We start from the raw sequence: 19,338 nt of genomic DNA on the forward strand, positions 1-19,338 counted from the left end.
ACCTTCACGACCATGACCAGGCCCGTCCGAGCCGTGCAAAGGGGCTGATTCCGTGACATCCGTGAGCGAGGTGAGCGAGGTGAGGCGGCCGGCGCGCGGTGCGCCGAGCCAGGGCCGACGGCGGGGTGTCAACGGTCGCGGCGCCTGGTTCCTCGTCCTGCCCGCGCTGCTGCCCATCCTCGTCCTGAGCGTCGGACCGCTGCTGTACGGGATCCTGCTGGCCTTCACCGACGCCCAGTCGGGCCGTACCGAACCCACCCAGTGGATCGGCGGACTCAACTTCCGGGACCTGCTGCACGACACGCTGTTCTGGGAGTCGTTCCGGATCGGCCTGGTCTGGGCGGTCGGGGTGACGGTCCCGCAGTTCGTGCTCGCCCTCGGCCTCGCCCTCCTGCTGAACCAGGAGTTACGGCTGCGCTGGCTGGCGCGCGTCCTCGCCATCGTCCCCTGGGCGATGCCCGAGGTCGTGGTCGGCATCATGTGGCGCCTCGTCTACAACCCGGACGCGGGCATCCTCAACGAGAGCCTGCGCGACGTGGGTCTCGGCGACGGCCGGGACTGGCTCAGCGGTCTGGCCACCGCCCTGCCCGCGGTGATCGTCGTCGGGGTGTGGGCGGGCATGCCGCAGACGACGGTCACCCTGCTCGCCGGGCTCCAGAACACCCCGCGCGAACTGCACGAGGCGGCCGCGGTGGACGGCGCGGGCGCCTGGCGCCGGTTCCGCACGGTCACCTGGCCCGCCCTCAGACCCATCGCCCTCGCCATCACGGCCCTCAACTTCATCTGGAACTTCAACAGCTTCGCCCTGGTCTACGTCCTGACGAACGGCGGACCGGGCGGCCGCACCCGGCTGCCGATGCTCTTCGCCTACGAAGAGGCCTTCCGCTACGGGCAGTTCGGGTATGCGGCGGCGATGGGCTGCGTGATGGTCGCGGTGATCGCGCTGTTCCTCGCCCTCTTCCTGGTGGGCCGGCTCAAAGGAGGCGATGACACATGAGGACCGGTCCGGCGGCCCGCGCGGGCCAGTACGCCGCCCTGCTCGCGTATCTCGTCTTCCTCGCGTTCCCCTTCCTCTGGCTGGTCTCCACCGCGTTCAAGCCGCCCCGCGAACTGGGCAGCCTGCACCCCACGTGGATACCGAAGAACGCGACTCTCGCCAACTTCAGGCAGGCCTTCGACGAACAGCCCCTGCTGCACGCCGCGTTCAACTCCCTCCTCGCCGCCCTGGGCGCCGCCCTGATCGCCGTGGCCGTCGCGACGCCGATGGCGTACGTCATGGCCCGGCACCGCACACGGCTCGCACGGGCGGCGAGCGGGTGGGTGGTGGTGAGCCAGGCTTTCCCGTTCGTGCTGGTGATCATCCCGCTGTTCCTGGTGCTGAAGAACCTGCGGCTGATCGACTCCGTGCCGGGGCTGGTGATGGTGTACGTGGTGTGGGCGCTGCCGTTCGCGCTGTGGATGCTCGTCGGATACGTCCGGGCCGTCCCCGTGGAGCTGGAGGAGGCGGCCGCGGTCGACGGCGCGGGGCGGCTGCGGACGCTGGTGTCGGTGACGGCGCCGCTGCTCGCGCCGGGGATCGTGGCGACGGCGCTGTTCGCGTTCATCACCGCGTGGAACGAGTTCTTCTTCGCGCTGGTGCTGCTCAAGACCCCGGAGAAACAGACCCTGCCGGTCGTCCTGACCCACTTCATCGGGGCGGAGGGCGCGGCGGACCTCGGGCCGCTGGCCGCCGCCGCGTTCCTCGCCACGCTCCCCTCGCTGGTCGTCTTCGCCGTCATCCAGCGGCGGATCACAAGTGACCTGCTCTCCGGGGCGGTGAAGAGCTGATGCGGACCCGATGGATCCTGGTGCTGGTCGTGACGCTGCTGCTCGCGGGCTGCTCGTCCGGCGGCGGGCGCGACGACGGCCGGATCACCCTGCGCTTCCAGTCCCTCGCCTGGCAGGAGGAGTCCGTAGAGGCCAACAAGGAACTGGTGAAGGAGTGGAACGCCACCCACCCGGACGTCAAGGTGAAGTACGTCCAGGGGAGTTGGGACAGTGTCCACGACCAGCTCCTCACCTCCTTCGAGGGCGGCGAGGCACCGGACATCATCCACGACGCCTCCGACGACCTCGCCGACTTCGCCTACGGCGGCTACCTCGCCGATCTGACCGACCTGCTGACCGAGCGGCTGAAGTCCGACATCCCGCAGCGCAGTTGGGAGACGACGACCTTCGGTGACGGCGTCTACGGCGTGCCGTTCCTCCAGGAGCCACGGGTGCTCGTCGCCAACGCGGCCTGGCTGAAGGAGTCCGGCGTACGAATCCCGACGCCCGAGAGGCCCTGGAGCTGGGACGAGTTCCGGCAGGTCACCGACCGGCTCAGCGGCAAGGGACGATACGGCGTCGCCTGGCCGCTGAAGGAGCCCGTCTCCGCCACGCTCAACCTTTCGCTGTCGGCGGGCGGACAGCTCTTCCACCGGGGCGCCGACGGCCGGGTGACCGTCCGTTTCGAGGCCGGCGACGAGGTCGTACCGCGCACGGTCCACGACCAGGTGAAGACCGACCGCAGCGCCTCACCCACGACGCTGGGCAGCGGCGGCTCGGACACGCTGCCCGGGTTCTTCGGCGGCAAGTACGCGATGGTCCCGCTCGGGTTCTCCTACCGCCAGCAGATCGCCCAGCAGGCGCCCAAGGGCTTCGACTGGCAGGTGCTGCCCGCCCCGGCGGGCGCCGACGGGCTCGCCCAGGGCGTCAGCCCGCAGACGCTGTCCGTCGCGGAGGACAGCCCGCACAAGAAGGAGGCCGTCGCGTTCCTCGACTTCCTGCTGCGGCCCGAGAACATGGTGCGACTGGCGCTCGGCGACTGGATGCTGCCCACCGGCACCCAGGCGCTGAAGGACCCCGCCCTGCACACCACGAAGGACGACTGGGCCACCGGCACCGCCCTCGCCGCCCACCTCCGCCCGGCACCCGCGCAGTCGGTCCGCGGCTACCCGGAGTGGAAGGACAAGGTGGCGACACCCGCCTTCCAGGAGTACTACAGCGGCGCCATCGGCCTCGACGAGCTGCGCGGACGTCTGGAGAAGGACGGCAACCTGGTCCTCGCCCGCTATCAGCGCTGAGCGGCACGCAACGCCAAAGCCTCCTGGAAGTCCGCGTGGGCGTCGGCGAACCGCTTGTCCGTGATCCATGCGCTCGCCCGGTCGAAGAGGGCCCGGGCGAGTGCGGCGGCCCCGACCGCGGGGTCGAACGTGTGCGGGTCACGGGCCAGGGCGACGCCCTCGTCGAAGAGGGGACCGACCAGGTCCAGGTACCGGTAGCCCCGCCGGTGCACGGCGTCCAACGTGGCGCGGACCCGCAGCCTGCGGTGCAGCCGGACCCGCGCGACGGGGTCGGACGACGCGTCGAAGGCCTCCCGCAGGGCGGGCACTTCGCCGAAGTGGGCGTCGCGCACGTCGCGTGTCCATCGCTCGACGCTCGCGCCGAACGGCGGTCCCGGACAGCCCGGCACCGCCACCTCGTCACACACGCCGGACAGCCCGAACAGCACCGCCCAGTACGAGTAGAGGTACGAGCCCTGGTTGCCCCGGCTCGTTCCCCCGGCGAGCCCGCCGAGCAGTTCGGCGGCCTCGTCGTACGCGGCCGTGGCGTGCGTGAACTCCCCGTACTCGTCGCGGAGTTCCCCGAGCCGGACCAGGGCGAACAGCAGGAGCTCCGGCGACATGTCCCGCTCGGCGATCTCCCCCCGCTCCATCTCGACCAGCTCGCGGGTCGCGGCCACCGCCGTGTCCCGCAGCCCCGCCGCCTCCGCCTCGGCCATCCACTCCAGCAGGCTCCAGGCGAAGGCGCCGCACTGCGCCCCGTGCGGCCGGCCGATCCGCACCGACTCCTCGTGCAGCTCGGCCGCCTCCCGGTGCCGGCCCTCCTCGGCCAGGGCGCGCGCCCACGGGCCCAGCCAGCGCCGGACGGGAGCGTCCGGGTCGGTGCCCAACGCCCGGCGGCTCACGGCCGCCATCTCCTCACGGACCGCCAGCGCCTCCGGTCGCCGCCCCAGTTCGAGCAACGCGTACTGCCGCGATTCCAGCGCACTCAGCAGGGTCTCCGCACGCATCGGATCGGCCTCGTCCATCGCGTATGCGGCCTCGCTCGCCTCCTCGTACAGCGCCAGCTGCACACCGGGCTTCTCGCGCAGTTCCATCGCGCCACCGAGATGCGTCAACGCCCGTGACAGCCGCGGCAGATACGTCGCCGGACTCACCTTGGCCAGCACCCGGCAGGCGTCCACCTCCTGACGCGGGCTCGGCCGCCCCGAGCCCAGCAGCACGTTCCGCGCCCACAGGACCGTGTCCTGGTCGACGTCCTCAGTCATGAGCCCCCCGTCCACGCTTTTGACCGAACGTTTATACGCCATGGGGTGGAGTTCGCGTGCGGCGACAATCGAGTTGCACGAGACGTATCGTCTCGCCTAGGGTCCGGTCATGACCACCCCCGCGCACATCGCCATGTTCTCCATCGCCGCCCACGGCCACGTGAACCCCAGCCTGGAGGTGATCCGCGAACTCGTCGCACGCGGGCACCGGGTCACCTACGCGATCCCGCCCCTGTTCGCGGACAAGGTCGCGGCCACCGGCGCCGAGGTGAAGCCCTGGCATTCCACGCTGCCGGGGCCCGACGACGACCCGTCGGCCTGGGGAACCACACTCCTCGACAACGTCGAGCCCTTCCTGAACGACGCCATCCAGGCGCTGCCCCAGCTGATCGAGGCCTACGAGGGTGACGAACCCGACCTCGTCCTGCACGACATCACCGCTTACCCGGCCCGCGTCCTCGCCCACCGCTGGGGCGTGCCCGCGATCTCCCTCTCGCCCAACCTCGTCGCCTGGGAGGGCTACGAGAAGGAGATCGCCGAGCCGATGTGGGCGGAGCCGAAGAAGACCGAGCGGTGGCAGGCCTACTACGCCCGCTTCCAGGCGTGGCTGGAGGAGAACGGGCTCACCCTCCACCCCGACGACTTCGGGGGCCGCCCCACCCGCTCCCTGGTCCTCGTCCCGAAGGCGCTGCAGCCGAACGCCGACCGCGTCGACGAGAGCGTCTACACCTTCGTCGGCGCCTGCCAGGGCGACCGCACCGCCGAGGGCGACTGGGAGCGCCCCGCCGGTGCCGAGAAGGTCGTGCTCGTGTCGCTCGGCTCGACCTTCACCAACCAGCCCGGCTTCTACCGGGAGTGTGTCGAGGCCTTCCGCGACCTGCCCGGCTGGCACCTGGTGCTCCAGGTCGGCAGGCACGTGGACCCCGCAGAGCTGGGCGACGTACCGGCGAATGTCGAAGTGCGGTCCTGGGTGCCGCAGTTGGCGGTCCTCAAGCAGGCCGATCTGTTCGTCACGCACGCCGGGGCCGGTGGCAGCCAGGAGGGGCTGGCCACCGCCACCCCGATGATCGCCGTACCGCAGGCCGTCGACCAGTTCGGCAACGCCGACATGCTCCAGGCGCTCGGCGTCGCCCGCCACGTTCCGACCGAGGAGGCCACCGCAGAGACCCTGCGCGCGGCCGCCCTGGCCCTCGTAGACGATCCGGAGGTCGCCCGCCGCGCGAAGGACGTCCAGGCCCGGATGGCCGAGGAGGGCGGCACGCGCCGGGCGGCCGACCTCGTCGAGGCCGAACTGCGCGCCCGCCAGGCATGAGCGAGGGCCCGTCGGTCTCCCTCCCCAACGGGAGACCGACGGGCCCTCTGTCCAAGGCGAGGGATCAGACCCTCAGCGGCTCGCCCTCGTCGTCCCGGGCCGGCAGCGCCACGGCCTCGGGCGACTCGTCGTGCGTGAAGTCGGGCAGCCGGTGCAGCCACTTCGGCAGGTACCAGTTGCGCTCGCCGAGCAGCGCCATCACCGCCGGGAGCAGCACACCCCGGATGACCGTCGCGTCGATCAGGACCGCGGCCGCCAGGCCCACACCCATCTGCTTCATGGACTGCATGGACAGCGTCCCGAAGATCGCGAAGACGGCGACCATGATGACAGCGGCGCTGGTGACGACACCGGCCGTGGTGACCACACCGTGCTTGATCGCCTCGTTCGTGGTACGGCCCCGCATCCTCGCCTCACGGATCCGCGAGACCACGAACACGTGGTAGTCCATCGACAGGCCGAACAGGATCACGAAGAGGAACAGCGGCAGCCAGGTGACGATGGCGCCCACGCCCTCCGCGCCCACCAGCGACGCGCCCCAGCCGTGCTGGAAGACGGCGACGAGGATGCCGTACGCGGCGCCCACCGACAGCAGGTTCAGCACGATCGAGGTGATCGCCACCGTCAGCGAGCGGAACGACAGCAGCATCAGCAGGAAGGCGAAGACCACGACGAACGCGAAGACCGGGGCGACGGCTCCGGCCAGCTGGTCGTTGAAGTCCTTCGAGCCGGCGACCTGTCCCGTGATCGGCGCCTCGACGCCGTCGACCTTGCCGAGCGTGGCCGGCCGCACCTCGTCGCGCAGCTTGTCCAGGCTCGCGCCCGCCTTGTCCAGGTCGGAGCCGCCGACCAGCGGAACGTACACGTAGGCGAGGTTCTGCGCGTCGTGCAGCTTGATCTCGACCGGGCCGCGCGAGGCACCCGAACTGATTGCCTGTTCCCGGAAGTCGGCGAGTGCGGACTTCACTTCGGGAGCGTTGATGTCCTTCGCCTTGACGACGACCTCGGCGGGCTCGGAGCCGCCCGGGAACGCCTCGTTGAGCCGGTTGTACGTCTGGACGATGGGCAGCGAGTCGCCGAACTCCTGGTCCAGGGTGAGCTGCTGGGTCTTCATGCCGAGCGCGGGCGCCGCGATGGCGAGCAGCGCGCCGGCCGCGACGACCAGTGAGACGGCGGGCTTGGCGAGCACGACCTTCAGGACGGCGCTCCAGAACCGGCTGCCCTCGCCGGTGGCTCGGCCGTTTCCGTTCTTGCGGCGCTTGTCGGGGTGCAGGAACGGAATCCGCCCCTTCTCCACCCGCTCGCCGAGCAGCGACAGCAGCGCGGGAAGCACGGTCACCGAGCCGACCATGGCGACCGCCACCACCATCAGGGAGGCCAGGCCCATGGCCTCGAACGTGGTGAGCCCGGTGAACAGCATGCCCGCCATCGCGACGCACACGGTGACCCCGGAGACGATCACGGCACGGCCGCTGGTCGCCGCGGCGATCCGCAGCGCGGTCTGCGCATCCCGGCCGGCCGCCCGCTCCTCGCGCTCACGGCGCAGGTAGAACAGGCAGTAGTCGACGCCCACGGCCAGACCGACCAGCAGCATCACGGAGCTGGCGGTGTCGTCCATCGGCTGGAAGTGGCTGGCGATGCCCATCAGACCCATCGTCGCCATGATCGCGGTGATCGCGAGCGCCACCGGCAGCAGCGCCGCCACCAGCGCGCCGAACGCGATCAGCAGAATGCCCAGGGCCACCGGCACCGCGGAGTACTCGGCCTTCTGGAAGTCGTCGCCGAACGCGTCGTCGAACGTCTTCATCATGCTGGCGCCACCGATCTCCTCGATCCGCAGCGAGGAGTGGTCCTTCTGGACGCCTTCGACGGCCTTGAGCACGGGCTCGACCCGCTCGCCCGCGGTGTCGGAGTCGCCGCGCATGTCGAACTGCACGAGCGCGCTGCGGCCGTCCTTCGAGATCGTGTTCGCGTCGTACGGCGAGGTCACGTCGGTGACCTTGCCGGTCCCCTCGACGGCCTCGACCACGGCGGCGACGGCGTCCTTGAACTCCGCGTCCGGGGCCTTGATCGAGCCGTCCTTCGCCTGGATGAGGACGGTCTCACTGGCCGGCTCGTCGATGCCGGCGTCCTCGATGATCCGGGCGGCCGTATGGGTCTCGCCCCCGAGCTGATCGCTCTCCTTGACCTTGACCGTGCCCGCCGCCGAGCCGATCCCCATGGCCAGGACGACGAACAGTACCCAGATACCGACGGCCGCCCATCGGTGCCGGGCGCTCCAGCCGCCGGCCCGGGCGGCGATCCCCCGCACCCGCGTATCTGTGTTCCCCATGACGGGCCTGCCCCCTTGTGCACGGTGACAGCCCCCTGCCGCCACCTTTCAGTTCGAAGGTATGGGTCGGATAAAGCCATCTCCTCGTGCTGACCGGTGAAGTGCGACGGGCGCGGGTCCTCCCGACGGACCCCGTCTCCTCCCCACTGGGGAGGACCGTGGCCCCTTACATCTATATGACGGATTCAGGGGTCGTGATCAGGGGCGGGGCGCGAGGGCCGCCCTATGGTGTGCGGATGACGACGAAGACGTATGCGGCGCTGCTGCGCGGAATCAACGTGGGCGGCAGCAAGAAGGTCCCGATGGCCGAGCTGCGCACCCTCATGGAGGGCCTCGGCCACGAGTCCGTCCGCACCTACCTCCAGAGCGGCCAGGCCGTGTTCACCTCCGCCCACGGCGACGAGGAGTCCCTCGCCGCCGAGCTCACCGGGGCGGTCGAGAAGCGCTTCGGCTTCTCGGCCGACGTGATCGTGCGCGACCACGCCTACCTGCGGGCGATCGCCGACGCCTGCCCGTTCCCGGCCGCCGAGCTGGAGGCCAAGCAGCTCCACGTCACGTACTTCTCCGCGGCCGTCGACGAGGAGCGCTTCGCGGAGATCGACCGGGCCGCCTACCTCCCCGAGGAGTTCCGCCTGGGCGACCGCGCGCTGTATCTGTACGCCCCCGACGGCCTGGGCCGCTCCAAGCTCGCCGAGCACCTGTCCAAGCCCCGCATCAACAAGGGCCTGATCGCCACGAGCCGCAACTGGAACACGGTCGTCAAGCTGGTGGAGCTGACGGAGCAGCCCTGACCGCGAGAGCCTCCAGGTCGGACTCCGACAGTCGTACGGCGGCCGCGTCGAGGTTCTCCTCCAGGTGGACGAGCGACCCGGTGCCCGGGGTCGGACAGAGCACGGGCGAGCGGTGCAGCAGCCAGGCCAGGGCGACCTGGCCCGGAGTGACCCCGTGCGCGGCGGCGACCGACGCGCACGCCGGGTCCGCCGTCAACGTCCCGTTGCCCAGCGGGAACCACGGCAGGAACGCGATCCCGCGCGCCTCGCACAGCGCCAGCAGGGACTCGGAGGCGCGGTCGAGGAGGTTGTAGCGGTTCTGGACGGCCGCGACGTCCGTCGACTCCAGTGCGGCTTCGAGCTGTTCGACGGTGACGGTGTCGAGGCCGAGGTGCCGGATCTTGCCCTCGTCGCGCAACTCATCGAGCACCCCCAGCTGTTCGGCCATCGGCACCCCGGGATCGAGCCTGTGGAGCTGATACAGGTCGATGGTCTCCAACCGCAGCCTGCGCAGACTCGCCTCGCACATCGCCCGCAGCCGCTCCGGCCGCCCGTCGACGTGCCAGGCGCGGTCGCTCGTGCGTACGACCCCGCCCTTGGTGGCGATCAACAGCCCCGCCGGGTAGGGGTGCAGGGCCTCGGCGACCAGCTCCTCGGCGACCGACGGCCCGTAGTTGTCCGCGGTGTCGATCAACGTCACCCCCCGCTCGACCGCCCGCCGCAGCACCGCCACCGCGTCCCGGGCGTCGCCGCGCGGGCCCCAGTAACCGGGCCCGGTGAGCTGTGCGGTCCCGTAACCAAGGCGACGGACGGTCAAGTCCCCGCCGAACGTGAAGGTTTCCTCGATCATCTGACGGAGCGTACACACGCCTGTGCGAAGCTCGTCCCATGCGTTACATCATCATCGGGGCAGGAGCGGTAGGCGGCACGATCGGCGGCCGGCTGGCGGGTGCCGGACACGAGGTCGTCCTGGTCGCGCGCGGCGCGCACCACACGGCGCTGCGCGAGGGCGGACTGCGGCTCAGGGTGCCGGAGGGCGAGCTGACGTACCGGCTGCCGACGGTCGACGGCCCCGGCGCGCTGGGCGAGCTGCGCGCCGACGACGTCCTGGTCCTGGCCGTCAAGACGCAGGACAGCGAGGCCGCCCTCCAGACATGGGCCCCGGTCCCGGTCGAGGGCGGGGGCAGCGCGGCCGAGCGACTGCCGCTCGTCTGCGCCCAGAACGGCGTGGAGAGCCAGCGGCTCGCCCTGCGCCGCTTCCGGCACGTGTACGGCGTCTGCGTCTGGCTGCCCGCGACCTACGTCGAACCCGGCGTCGTCTCCGCCGCCGGCACCCCCCTCACCGGCGTCCTCCACCTCGGCCGCCACCCGCACGGCACCGACGAGACCGCCCGGCTGATCGCCGCCGACCTCGAGAAGTCCAAGTTCGAGGCCCCGGTCGTACCGGACGTGGCCCGCTGGCAGTACGCCAAGCTCCTGGGCAACCTCGGCAACGCCCTGGAGGCCGTCGCCGGCCCCGTCGACAGCGACGAGGCCACGTCCTTCTACGCCAGGGTCCGCGCCGAGGGCGAGGCGGTGCTGGATGCGGCGGACATCCCGTACACGAGCGTCGAGGAGCAGCAAGCGGTCCGCGGCGACAAGATCACCCTCGTACCCCTGCCCGGCACCCCCCGCGGCGGGGGCTCCTCCTGGCAGTCCCTCACCCGCGGCACCGGCACGATCGAGGCCGACTACCTCAACGGCGAGATCGCCTTCCTGGGCCGCACCCACGGTGTTCCGACCCCGCTGAACGAGCTGCTCCAGCACCTCGCCAACACCTTCGCGCGGGAGCGGCGCGCGGCCGGCTCGATGCCCCTGTCGGAACTGGTGAGCCTGGCCGAGCGGGTCAGTGGGTGAGGAGGGCGCCGGTGACGGTGGGGTGCTTGAGGTAGTCGAGCACGCTGTGCGGCCACAGGGGCGCGATGCTGATCTCCGGCAGTTCCTCCACGTCCGGGAAGACCCGGGCGAGTTCACCCTTCGGTACGGCGACGAAGTCCCCGACGTCGGCGACGTTCACCCAGCGCCGCACTCCCGGCGGCCCGCTGCCCAGGCCCTCCCGGGGCGCGGGGTCGAGTCGGTGGAAGACCGCGTGCGGCAGGGCTAGCGGTGACCCGAGGGTGAGGAACAGCCGCACGTCGAGTGCGCCGGCCAGGTCGTGCAGCGCCTCGTAGGCGACGACGCTGCCGAGGGAGTGCGCCACGACGACGTCGGGGCGGTGGCGGAGGAGGGCGGTGCGGACCCGGTCGCGTACGACCGCACGCCGACCGGCGAAGTAGCGGGTCACCTCCGGGAAGAACAACCTCACCGTCCTCTCGACGAGAGCGGGCCGCTGCCCGGTCCGCCGCGCGACCTCCCCGCAGATCCAGCGGAGCCAGCCGGTGGCCCGGCCCTGGACTCCGGAGGGGGTGACGCCGTGGGACAGGGCCCACTGCTCGATCAGCGTGAGTTCGGCCTCGGCGAGTTCCTCGCTCTGGCGTTCGCTGCGCAGAAGGTCGGCGTAGTAGGCGGTCTCCAGGTCGAGGGCGGGGATCGTGCTGCCCAGGGCGGTGAGCCAGTCGGCGGTGAGGCGTTTGGCGCCGAGGGCGGGGGCGGAGTCGGTTGCCTTGTAGTTGCGGACGCCGTGGACGCCGAGGATGCGGGTCATGCGGAGGGTGCCTCCGGGTCCGGGAGGGTGAGGCCGTAGGTGCCGATGGCGCCGTTCACGACGGCGTGGATCCGGTCGGGGCCCGCGAATCCGAAGGAGCGTGGGGATCCGGCCAGCGGAATCCTCGCGCAGAGCCGTAGGGTCTCGGCCTCCCAGACCATGAGGACGTAGGTGTTGCTGCGTTCCTCCAGGGCCATCCCGATGAGTCTGCTGTCGGGGGAGAAGACCAGCGAGGGCTCGGCTGTGCGGTAGCCGTCGCAGCGGACGGTCCCGGCCTTCGAGAGCGGACCGGAGCCGGTCCGGAAGACATCCAGGCGTCCGTGCGCGACCGCCGCCAGCATGCGGCCGTCCGGGGAGAAGAAGAGCCCGGACGCCGCGGCCGTCAGAGGATGGTCGGCGACTTTCTCGCCGGTGGCCGGATCCCGGAGTGTCAGCAGCCTGTTCTCGCCGTCGTGCACCGCGATGAACCGACCCGTCGGCGACCCCACGACCCGTCCCGCGCCGAACTGGGCCAGGGAGGGGGTCTCCGCCTTCTGTGTGAAGTCCTTCCACAGACGCAGTTGCCCATCGCCGTCACCGCTCACGAGAACCGGCGATGTGGGGTGCACGCCGACGGCCGTGAGCCGTCGCCCACTGACCGGGAGCCGGTTGACCACGGTCGCCGAGGACACGTCGACGATGGTCAGGGACCCCAGCGAACCGACGATCAGAAGGGACCCGTCCGGTGTGAAGGCAAGGGTCCTGCCGTTGGCGTACTCCAGATCGACGTTCCTCACGGTCGTGAGCTTCTCCACGGAGTGGAGGGCGACGCCGTCAAGGCCGGTCACCGCGAGGAGGAGGCCGTCGGGGGAGAATTCGACGGCCACGACGCTGTTCTCGCTCAGCGACGTCCACCGGTCGTGCTCCGGTTCCCACAGCGTCACCCCGGCCGTGCCGCACACGGCCAGGAGGCGACCGTCGGGGCTGAACGCCACGTCGGAGACCTTCTCGATGTCCCGCACGTGCTCGCCGGGTTCGCGCCGCGCCCGCTCCACCGGACGGTCCCCGGTGACGTCCCAGACGGAGACACCGTGTTCCCTGCTTCCCACCGCGAGCCACCGGCTGTCGGGGGAGAAGGCCATCGCCGTGGGGGTGCCGGTCCTGCCGGGCCAGGGCGGTCCGCAGAGCACGCGGTGGTGGACGTCCCACAGTTGGACGCTTCGCGTGAAGGTTTCCCTTCCGAACGCGAGCAGACGACCGTCCGGGGAGAAGGCCACCGTGGTGATCCCGTCCCAGACGCGTCCGAAGGGAGGGGCGACCGACCGCCAGGTCTCCGTCTCGACCAGCTGGACCCCCCTGACGGTGGCGGCGGCCAGCAGGGTGCCGTCCGGCGAGAACGAGAGGTCCATGACCTGGGAGCCGCTCGTACTCTCGATGAAGCGACTGCCCGCGGCCACCTGACCGCCCTCCGACCAGAGCAGGCTGTACGTGGCCTCCTCCGGCCGGACCGCCACCTGCCGGGCGATGCGGCCGAAGCTCTCGCGCAACTCGCGCAGGCTCAGACGGTCGGCGTCGAAGGAGAACACGGATGCCCGGTCCGACGCGCTGCGCAGCCGGGCGTGTGTCGTCCAGGAGGCGGTGAGAAGACGCAGACACTCCCGGGCTCGCTCGGACCGGACCAGGTCCATCGCGCGATGGTCCTCCCGCAGGTCGAAGCGGATGAGGAAGTACGGATCGGTGAGCAGGGACTCGGCGTGCGGCACCGAGTCGGCCCGCGCGGCGTGCCCCAGGGCGTGACGCAGTACGTAGGGCTCGTCCTCGGCGGCCTCCCAGGGATCCTCGTCCGAGTCCGAGGTGAACGGGCCGACGAGCTCCGACAGCAGCCTGCGTTCGACGTCCAGGCTCTCCGCCCCGTCCAACGGATCCTCACTGACCGGATGCTCACGCAGATAGTCGGCCAGGCCCTGGTGGAAGAGCCGGTACAGGGTCTCCCCGCTCTGCGGGTCGGCGCCGTAGCGAAGGAACGGCGAGGCCTCCCACAGGGTGTCCCGGAACTGCTCGTCGTCGATGCCGTCGGCGTCCAGGGCCTTCAGGCAGCGCCGCAGCACCGTGCGCGGCATGCCCTCGCCGCGCGACCGGGCCAGCACCGCCAGCACCGCACGGAGGGCCGGGAAGTCGTGCCGCCGGGTCTTGAGGATCGACTCCAGCAGCGCGGGCAGGTCCGCCGACGCCGACTTCGCGTAGGCGTCGGCGCCCGCCTCGTCCTGGGGCGGGTGCTTCAGGGTCAGCAGGTAGTGGACGTACAGGCCGGCGAGGAGGAACGGACCCCAGGGGCCGTTCGGACGTGGATCGCGCGCGATGCGCTGGGCACCTCGCTTCGCCAGGAGGTCGACGAACTCGGCGGGCGGGCCGGTGGCGTAGGGCTCGCGCGTGGTCAGCATGCGCTGGACGTAGTGGCGTACGTCCTGCTCGACCGTGCGGCGCTCCGCGGTGTCCAGGTCGATGTGGGCGGCCTCGATGTCGGCGACGTGCTCCAGGGCGGACAGCGCGGTGACCACTTCCCGGCGGCCGCCGAGGAGGATCCTGCACGGCGGCGGGACGGATCCGTCGGTCTCGCGTGGCGGCGCGAGCAGGTCGGCGACCACCCGCAGCACCGCCTGGGGCTCGGTGCTCTCGTCCACCGCGTCGAGGACGACGAGGCGCTGTCTCTGCTCGCGCTCGAGTGCCGCGCGCAGTTCGGTGGTGCCCCAGGAACGCGGTGGCGAGCCACCGGTGCGGCCGTCGACGCCCGCCGACGGTCCTGCCACCCCTGCCAGCCCGGCGATCGCGTCGATCACCTGCTGCGCCGACCGCTGCCGGGCATGCACGGCGATGATCCCGGGCACCTCGGGCAGCTCGATCCCGGCCGACTCCCACAGCTCCCGGAACCGGCGCCGCAATCCCGGATCCGCCGAGCAGACGATCACCCCCAGGAGCCCGGACTTGCCCGCCCCCGCCGCCCCGGTGACCGTCAGCAGACGCCCGGCACCCGACACCCACTCCACGTACCGCCCCAACTCCGCGGCACGCCCCGAGAAGAAGCCGACCCCGGTGTCGGTGGGGACGAGGCCCCGCCCCGACGCGCGGTCGGCGAAGTAGCGGGCGTCGTCGACATGGTGGGCCGAGCCGGGCTGCACCGCGAGGTCGCCCTCGCCCGGCACATGTCCCAGCGAACGCCGCCGCAGCTGGATCTCCTCGGAGGTGAGCGTGACCGTCCGTGGATTCGGCAGGAACGGCCAGTCCGCGTCGCCCTGTTCGACGCTGAAGCCGAGTGACACACGGCGGTCGGCCGGATCGCTGCGGCTGACCCTGATGAGTTCCCGTACGAAGCGGCTGAACGTGATCGCCTCCTCGTCCAGGTTGAAGTCCCGGTCCGCCAGGCGGTGCAGGGCCGCCGCGACCCAGCTGCTGAACTTCCCCTGTTCCGTGGGCGAGTCACTGACGCACGCTCCCAGGGCCCACACGCCCCGGTCGACGTCGAGTTCGGTGAACGGCTGGCGTCCCGTCGCCGCGCCGGCCGAGCAGGTGTCCACCAGGAAGACGACGCGGCGACCGTGCCCGCCGCGTTCGACCTCCCGCTGCGCCCGCGAGATCCAGTGGTCCACGTCGACCTCGCGGTTGTCGCGGGCGACGAAGGAGAGCCGGTGCCCCCGGTCGACCTTGCCGTGTCCGATCAGATGGACGACGAGCACGTCGAGGGAACCCGGTTCGTCGACGAGCCGCTCGCGCAGCAGCGCCTCGATCTCGCGCTCGGTCGGGTCCAGCGAGCGCTCGACCTCGGCTCCCAGCCTCACGAACGCCCTGGTCATCTCGTCCAGGCGGGCCGGGACAAAACCGAGATCCTCCACGTCCGAGCCCTCGTCGAAGCTCCCCACCCCGATCGACAGCACGGCCACGCCGGGAGCGCGCCGGCGCTCGGTCGACTCTTCCAACGGGTCTCCTGGGCAGATCAGTTGGCACGGCGCCGAGGCACGTTGCCGTCCTCGGTGTGACCCACTGACGCTACCGGACCAGGTGACCGATCAGCCCCCCGACCTCCGGTCGGCACCGTCAGGCCGTCCGGCCTCCGGTCGGCACCGTCAGGCCGTCCGGGAGAGTGCTCCCGCTGCCGCCGCCGAGTCCGCTCGCTCCAGCAGCACCTCGGCCACCTCCCAGGCCGCGCCCAGCACCTCGCTCAGGGCGTCCGCCTCGGCTGCCCCCCGCGCGATGCGGTCCGGCAGGAAGCCGGGGGCGAGGACGTACGGGGCGACGGCGACCTTCTCGCAGCCCAGGGCGCGGAGTTCGCGCACGGCGTCCTCGGTGCGGGGGAACCCCGCGGGAGAACCAGCGGAGGCGAACGCAGGTCGCACGGCGCACCAACCGGTGTGCCGCCACTCCCGCGCGATATCTGCGATCACTGCGATCGCCTCCGGGTCGGTGGACCCCGCCGAGGCCAGCACGACCCCGGTCGAGGGCTTGTCGGCGGGGGTCAACCCCGCCTCGTACAGACGTCGTTCGAGGGCGGCCAGGAGCAGCGGGGACGGGCCCAGCACCTCGGCCTGCCGGATCCGCAGCTGCGGCGGCGCGTCCCGCAGGACCGCCGGGATGTCGGCCTTCGCATGGAAGGCGCGGGTCAGCAGCAGGGGGAGCGCCACGACGTCACGCACGCCCTGTGCCGCCAGGGACTCCAGCACTCCCTGCACGGACGGGATGTTGAAGTCCAGGAAGCCGGTCTCCACGCGCAGCCCCGGCCGCAGCGACCGTACGCGCCGCACGAGGGCGTGCACGGTCGCGGCGTGCCGTGGGTCACGGCTGCCGTGGGCGATGACGAGGAGAACCGGCTTGTGGAACACGGGACGTCAGCTTTTCACCAGCAGGCCGCGGTTGCGCAGCACCCAGCGCTCCAGCGGGCTGAAGATCAGCAGGTCGATCGCGATACCGACGAACAGGATCAGGAGGATGGCCTCGAACACCATCGCCATGGAGCTGGCGTTGCGGCCGTTCTCCAGCAGCGCGCCCAGACCGATGCCCAGGTCGGGCGAGGAGGCGATGATCTCCGCGGCCATCAGCGAGCGCCAGGAGAACGCCCAGCCCTGCTTCAGACCCGCCAGGTAGCCGGGCAGCGCCGCCGGCATGACGATGTGCCTGGCGCCCTTGAGGCCGGTCGCGCCCATCGTGCGGCCCGCCCGCAGGAACAGCGGCGGCACCTGGTCGATGCCGGAGACGAGGCCGTTGGCGATGGACGGCACGGCGCCGAGCAGGATCACCGCGTACATCATCGAGTTGTTCAGGCCCAGCCAGATCACGGCCGGCGGCACCCACGCCACCGACGGCAGCGACTGCAGACCGGACAGGATCGGACCGATCGCCGCGCGCACGAACTTCACCCGGGCCACCAGCAGCCCCAGCGGGGTGCCGATGGCGAGCGCCAGCAGGAAGCCCAGCAGACCGCGCGAGACGCTGGTCCAGATGTACCCGAGGAGCTTGCCCTCCAGCCAGGCGTCCTTGAACTCGCCCCCGACGTCGGAGGGCGAGGGCAGTTTCGTCGGATCGTCGACGATCTTCAGCGAGACCAGCAGCTGCCAGACCACCAGAACCACGACGACGGCGACGATCGGCGGCAGGATCTTCTGGGTGAACGTCTGCCGGAAGGGGGTACGGCTTGTCGCCGAGGTCTCCAGGGCGTCGAGGCCGGCCTCCAGACCGCCGAGTCCGTTGTTGCCCTTGGCGCTGTCTTCGGCGCTGTCCTTGACGGCGGCGTCCGCCGCCGTGCCGGTGGTCTCAGTGCTGGCCATGACGGCGGATCTCCCCACGCAGTACTTCGGTGATCTCCAGGGACAGTTCGGCCACGGGCGCGTCCTCGATGCGGCGCGGCTGCGGGATGTCCACGGTCCATTCGCGCGCCACCCGCCCCGGCCGCGACGACAGCAGAACGACGCGCTGTGCCAGCCGTACCGCCTCGCGCACGTTGTGCGTCACGAACAGGACGGACACTCCGGTCTCTGCCCAGATCCGGGTGAGCTCGTCGTGCAGCACGTCCCGGGTGATCGCGTCCAGCGCCGCGAACGGCTCGTCCATCAGCAGCAGGCGGCTGTCCTGAGCGAGCGCACGGGCCAGCGCCACGCGCTGGCGCATACCACCGGACAGCTCGTGCACCCGCTTGCCGTAGGCGCCCTTCAGCCGGACCAGTTCGAGCAGCTCCTCGGTCCGGCCGCGCCGCTCGCTCTTCGCGACTCCGCCCAGCTTCAGGGCGAGTTCGATGTTCTTGCCCGCGGTCAGCCACGGGAACAGGGCGTGCTCCTGGAACATCAGAGCGGGGCGCCCGTCGGTCGTGATGCTGCCGGCGGTGGGCCGGTCGAGGCCCGCCACCAGGTTCAGCAGGGTGGACTTGCCGCAGCCCGAGGCACCCAGGAGGGTGACGAACTCGCCCGGTGCGACATCAAGGGTGATGTCGTCGAGGACGAGCTGCTGCCCGGTGGGCCCGGCGAACGACTTCGATACGTGCTCGATACGGGCGGCGTGCTCCACCGTCTGTGAGCCTTCGGCGGCCTTGGCGAGGGCGGTTGCCATGGTCGTCACCTCCTGGGAACTCTCGGGATTCGGGGCTTACTTGGCGCCGAGACCGGCGTCGTCGACAGTGCTCGCGCCCTCGGCCTTGAGGACCTTGTTCAGCGGCGTGAGGTCATAGATGCCGTCCAGCTTCGGGTTCTCCAGCAGACCGGCCTTGACCGCGTGCTCCGCCTCGGTGTTGAGGGTGGCGGCCAGCGGGTCGTCGGTGAACTGGATGGACTTCCACGCCGGGTCCAGGACCTCGGCGGGCAGGGCCTTGCCGGAGTCCGTCTTGAGCTGCGCGTTCGCCGCGGTCTTCGCCGCGTCCGGGTTGGCGTTGATCCACTTGTTGGTGTCGACGGACGCCTTCAGCACGGCCTCGACGGCCTTCGGGTGCTCCTTGAGGAAGGCCTGGCGCACGATGATGTTCGTGATCACGAACTTCTTGTCCGGCCACAGGTCGCCCTCGTCGAGCAGCACCTTCGCGCCCTCGGCGACCAGCTTGGACGCGGTCGGCTCCGGAACCCAGGCGCCGTCGATGGAACCGGACTTGTAGGCGTCGGGGGTGACCTTGTTGTCGGTGCGGACGACCGACACGTCGCCCTTGCCGCTCTCCGCGTCGACCTTCCAGCCCTGCTCGGCGATCCAGTTGAGGAACGCCACGTCCTGCGTGTTGCCGAGCTGCGGCGTCGCGATCTTCTTGCCCTTGACGTCCTTCAGGGACTTGATCTTCTTCGGGTTGACGACGAGCTTCACACCGCCGGACGCCGATCCGCCGATGATGCGCAGGTTGTTGCCGGCGGACTTGGTGTAGCCGTTGATCGCGGGGGACGGGCCGATCCAGCCGATGTCGATGGCCCCGGAGTTCAGGGCCTCGATCTCGGACGGACCCGCGTTGAAGACCTGGTACTTGGCCTCCGTGGCGCCGAGCGCCTTCTGGAAGTTCCCCTTGTTCCGGCCGACGAGCGCGGTCCCGTGGGTCAGGTTGCCGAAGTAGCCGATCTTGACGGAGTCGAGACCGTCGATCTTCTTCGCCCCGGCGGCGACCTTCTGCGCGGACGAGTCGTCGTCGGCCTCGGAGCCGTAGCCGCAGGCGGCGAGGGTCAGCAGGGGAAGCGCGGCGATCACCGCGAGGCCGCGGCGGAATGCGGTTGTGGCAGGCACGGGAGGTGTTCCTCTCGTTGGCCCGGCGGTCACGGTCTCTCAGGTCGTGGCCGGGAGGTCGGCAGGTCTTCGCTTGCGGTGGGGGGTGAGGGCGCGCAGGCAGTGCGCGTACGTCACCGCACACATCGCGCGACCCCGCCCTGCCCGCTGCCGAGGGCGCCGCTGCCGACGCGGCCGCCC

15 protein-coding genes are annotated in these 19,338 nt (G+C 71.1%); 6 read left to right on the forward strand and 9 right to left on the reverse strand.

Annotated elements, in window-relative coordinates:
- Nucleotides 1-61: 61 nt before the first annotated feature.
- The 3 genes from ACFYWX_RS15540 to ACFYWX_RS15550 are packed head-to-tail and all read left to right on the forward strand — an operon-like array spanning nucleotide 62 to nucleotide 3,104.
- Nucleotides 62-997 (forward strand): carbohydrate ABC transporter permease, encoded by a 936-nt coding sequence (locus ACFYWX_RS15540; protein ID WP_389424678.1) that lies wholly within the window; start codon nucleotides 62-64, stop codon nucleotides 995-997.
- Nucleotides 994-1,827, forward strand: coding sequence for a carbohydrate ABC transporter permease (locus tag ACFYWX_RS15545; protein WP_389424524.1), 834 nt, complete (start codon nucleotides 994-996; stop codon nucleotides 1,825-1,827). Before ACFYWX_RS15540 ends, ACFYWX_RS15545 begins: the two co-directional genes overlap by 4 nt.
- Nucleotides 1,827-3,104, forward strand: a complete 1,278-nt coding sequence (locus tag ACFYWX_RS15550) for an ABC transporter substrate-binding protein (protein WP_389424525.1) — start codon at nucleotides 1,827-1,829, stop codon at nucleotides 3,102-3,104. The genes ACFYWX_RS15545 and ACFYWX_RS15550 overlap by 1 nt, the downstream gene beginning before the upstream one ends.
- Here the strand turns inward: ACFYWX_RS15550 and ACFYWX_RS15555 are convergent.
- Nucleotides 3,095-4,351 carry a hypothetical protein gene (locus tag ACFYWX_RS15555; protein ID WP_389424526.1) on the reverse strand — a complete coding sequence of 419 codons (1,257 nt, stop codon included), beginning with the start codon at nucleotides 4,349-4,351 and terminating at the stop codon, nucleotides 3,095-3,097. The two genes, ACFYWX_RS15550 and ACFYWX_RS15555, sit on opposite strands and share 10 nt — an antisense overlap.
- Before the next feature lie 109 nt (nucleotides 4,352-4,460).
- Here ACFYWX_RS15555 and mgt point away from each other — a divergent pair, with 109 nt between their 5' ends.
- Complete coding sequence (gene mgt, locus ACFYWX_RS15560) at nucleotides 4,461-5,663, forward strand: macrolide-inactivating glycosyltransferase (protein ID WP_389424527.1); 1,203 nt, start codon at nucleotides 4,461-4,463, stop codon at nucleotides 5,661-5,663.
- 64 nt (nucleotides 5,664-5,727) lie between these two features.
- On the opposite strand, the gene ACFYWX_RS15565 is transcribed toward mgt, so the two are convergent.
- Nucleotides 5,728-7,995, reverse strand: a complete 2,268-nt coding sequence (locus ACFYWX_RS15565) for an MMPL family transporter (RefSeq protein WP_389424528.1) — start codon at nucleotides 7,993-7,995, stop codon at nucleotides 5,728-5,730.
- Nucleotides 7,996-8,231: 236 nt separating this feature from the next.
- Between ACFYWX_RS15565 and ACFYWX_RS15570 the strand changes: the two genes are divergently transcribed.
- On the forward strand, nucleotides 8,232-8,786 hold the full coding sequence (locus ACFYWX_RS15570) for a DUF1697 domain-containing protein (RefSeq protein WP_389424529.1): 555 nt from the start codon (nucleotides 8,232-8,234) through the stop codon (nucleotides 8,784-8,786).
- Here ACFYWX_RS15570 and ACFYWX_RS15575 read toward each other — a convergent pair.
- A complete protein-coding gene (locus ACFYWX_RS15575; RefSeq protein WP_389424530.1) occupies nucleotides 8,755-9,615 on the reverse strand; it encodes an aldo/keto reductase in 861 nt (286 codons plus the stop codon). The genes ACFYWX_RS15570 and ACFYWX_RS15575 overlap by 32 nt on opposite strands.
- 38 nt (nucleotides 9,616-9,653) lie before the next feature.
- Between ACFYWX_RS15575 and ACFYWX_RS15580 the strand changes: the two genes are divergently transcribed.
- Nucleotides 9,654-10,661: a ketopantoate reductase family protein gene (locus ACFYWX_RS15580; RefSeq protein ID WP_389424531.1), complete on the forward strand. Its 1,008-nt coding sequence runs from the start codon at nucleotides 9,654-9,656 to the stop codon at nucleotides 10,659-10,661.
- Here ACFYWX_RS15580 and ACFYWX_RS15585 read toward each other — a convergent pair.
- The 6 genes from ACFYWX_RS15585 to ACFYWX_RS15610 all read right to left on the reverse strand — a co-directional run bounded on the left by ACFYWX_RS15585 (nucleotide 10,651) and on the right by ACFYWX_RS15610 (nucleotide 19,158).
- Nucleotides 10,651-11,448, reverse strand: coding sequence for a serine peptidase (locus ACFYWX_RS15585; RefSeq protein ID WP_389424532.1), 798 nt, complete (start codon nucleotides 11,446-11,448; stop codon nucleotides 10,651-10,653). The genes ACFYWX_RS15580 and ACFYWX_RS15585 overlap by 11 nt on opposite strands.
- On the reverse strand, nucleotides 11,445-15,398 hold the full coding sequence (locus tag ACFYWX_RS15590) for a caspase family protein (protein WP_389424533.1): 3,954 nt from the start codon (nucleotides 15,396-15,398) through the stop codon (nucleotides 11,445-11,447). The genes ACFYWX_RS15585 and ACFYWX_RS15590 overlap by 4 nt, the downstream gene beginning before the upstream one ends.
- 147 nt (nucleotides 15,399-15,545) lie before the next feature.
- Nucleotides 15,546-16,298: a sirohydrochlorin chelatase gene (locus ACFYWX_RS15595; protein WP_389424534.1), complete on the reverse strand. Its 753-nt coding sequence runs from the start codon at nucleotides 16,296-16,298 to the stop codon at nucleotides 15,546-15,548.
- Nucleotides 16,299-16,304: 6 nt separating this feature from the next.
- The gene (locus ACFYWX_RS15600) at nucleotides 16,305-17,240 is read right to left on the reverse strand and encodes an ABC transporter permease (protein ID WP_389424535.1); all 936 of its coding nucleotides are present in this window, start codon (nucleotides 17,238-17,240) and stop codon (nucleotides 16,305-16,307) included.
- Nucleotides 17,227-18,015 (reverse strand): ABC transporter ATP-binding protein, encoded by a 789-nt coding sequence (locus tag ACFYWX_RS15605; RefSeq protein ID WP_389424536.1) that lies wholly within the window; start codon nucleotides 18,013-18,015, stop codon nucleotides 17,227-17,229. Before ACFYWX_RS15605 ends, ACFYWX_RS15600 begins: the two co-directional genes overlap by 14 nt.
- Nucleotides 18,016-18,051: 36 nt before the next feature.
- Nucleotides 18,052-19,158: an aliphatic sulfonate ABC transporter substrate-binding protein gene (locus ACFYWX_RS15610; protein ID WP_389424537.1), complete on the reverse strand. Its 1,107-nt coding sequence runs from the start codon at nucleotides 19,156-19,158 to the stop codon at nucleotides 18,052-18,054.
- Nucleotides 19,159-19,338: the final 180 nt, after the last annotated feature.

Source organism: Streptomyces sp. NPDC002888, assembly GCF_042888465.1.
Taxonomy (GTDB): Bacteria; Actinomycetota; Actinomycetes; order Streptomycetales; family Streptomycetaceae; genus Streptomyces.

What these genes read in the sequence shown, in the direction of transcription:
- ACFYWX_RS15580 (WP_389424531.1), top strand. Translation starts at nt 9,654, where the DNA reads ATGCGTTACATCATCATCGGGGCAGGAGCGGTAGGCGGCACGATCGGC.
- ACFYWX_RS15570 (WP_389424529.1), top strand. Translation starts at nt 8,232, where the DNA reads ATGACGACGAAGACGTATGCGGCGCTGCTGCGCGGAATCAACGTGGGC.
- ACFYWX_RS15545 (WP_389424524.1), top strand. Translation starts at nt 994, where the DNA reads ATGAGGACCGGTCCGGCGGCCCGCGCGGGCCAGTACGCCGCCCTGCTC.
- ACFYWX_RS15605 (WP_389424536.1), bottom strand. Translation starts at nt 18,015, where the DNA reads ATGGCAACCGCCCTCGCCAAGGCCGCCGAAGGCTCACAGACGGTGGAG.
- ACFYWX_RS15575 (WP_389424530.1), bottom strand. Translation starts at nt 9,615, where the DNA reads ATGATCGAGGAAACCTTCACGTTCGGCGGGGACTTGACCGTCCGTCGC.
- mgt (WP_389424527.1), top strand. Translation starts at nt 4,461, where the DNA reads ATGACCACCCCCGCGCACATCGCCATGTTCTCCATCGCCGCCCACGGC.
- ACFYWX_RS15550 (WP_389424525.1), top strand. Translation starts at nt 1,827, where the DNA reads ATGCGGACCCGATGGATCCTGGTGCTGGTCGTGACGCTGCTGCTCGCG.
- ACFYWX_RS15565 (WP_389424528.1), bottom strand. Translation starts at nt 7,995, where the DNA reads ATGGGGAACACAGATACGCGGGTGCGGGGGATCGCCGCCCGGGCCGGC.
- ACFYWX_RS15585 (WP_389424532.1), bottom strand. Translation starts at nt 11,448, where the DNA reads ATGACCCGCATCCTCGGCGTCCACGGCGTCCGCAACTACAAGGCAACC.
- ACFYWX_RS15555 (WP_389424526.1), bottom strand. Translation starts at nt 4,351, where the DNA reads ATGACTGAGGACGTCGACCAGGACACGGTCCTGTGGGCGCGGAACGTG.
- ACFYWX_RS15600 (WP_389424535.1), bottom strand. Translation starts at nt 17,240, where the DNA reads ATGGCCAGCACTGAGACCACCGGCACGGCGGCGGACGCCGCCGTCAAG.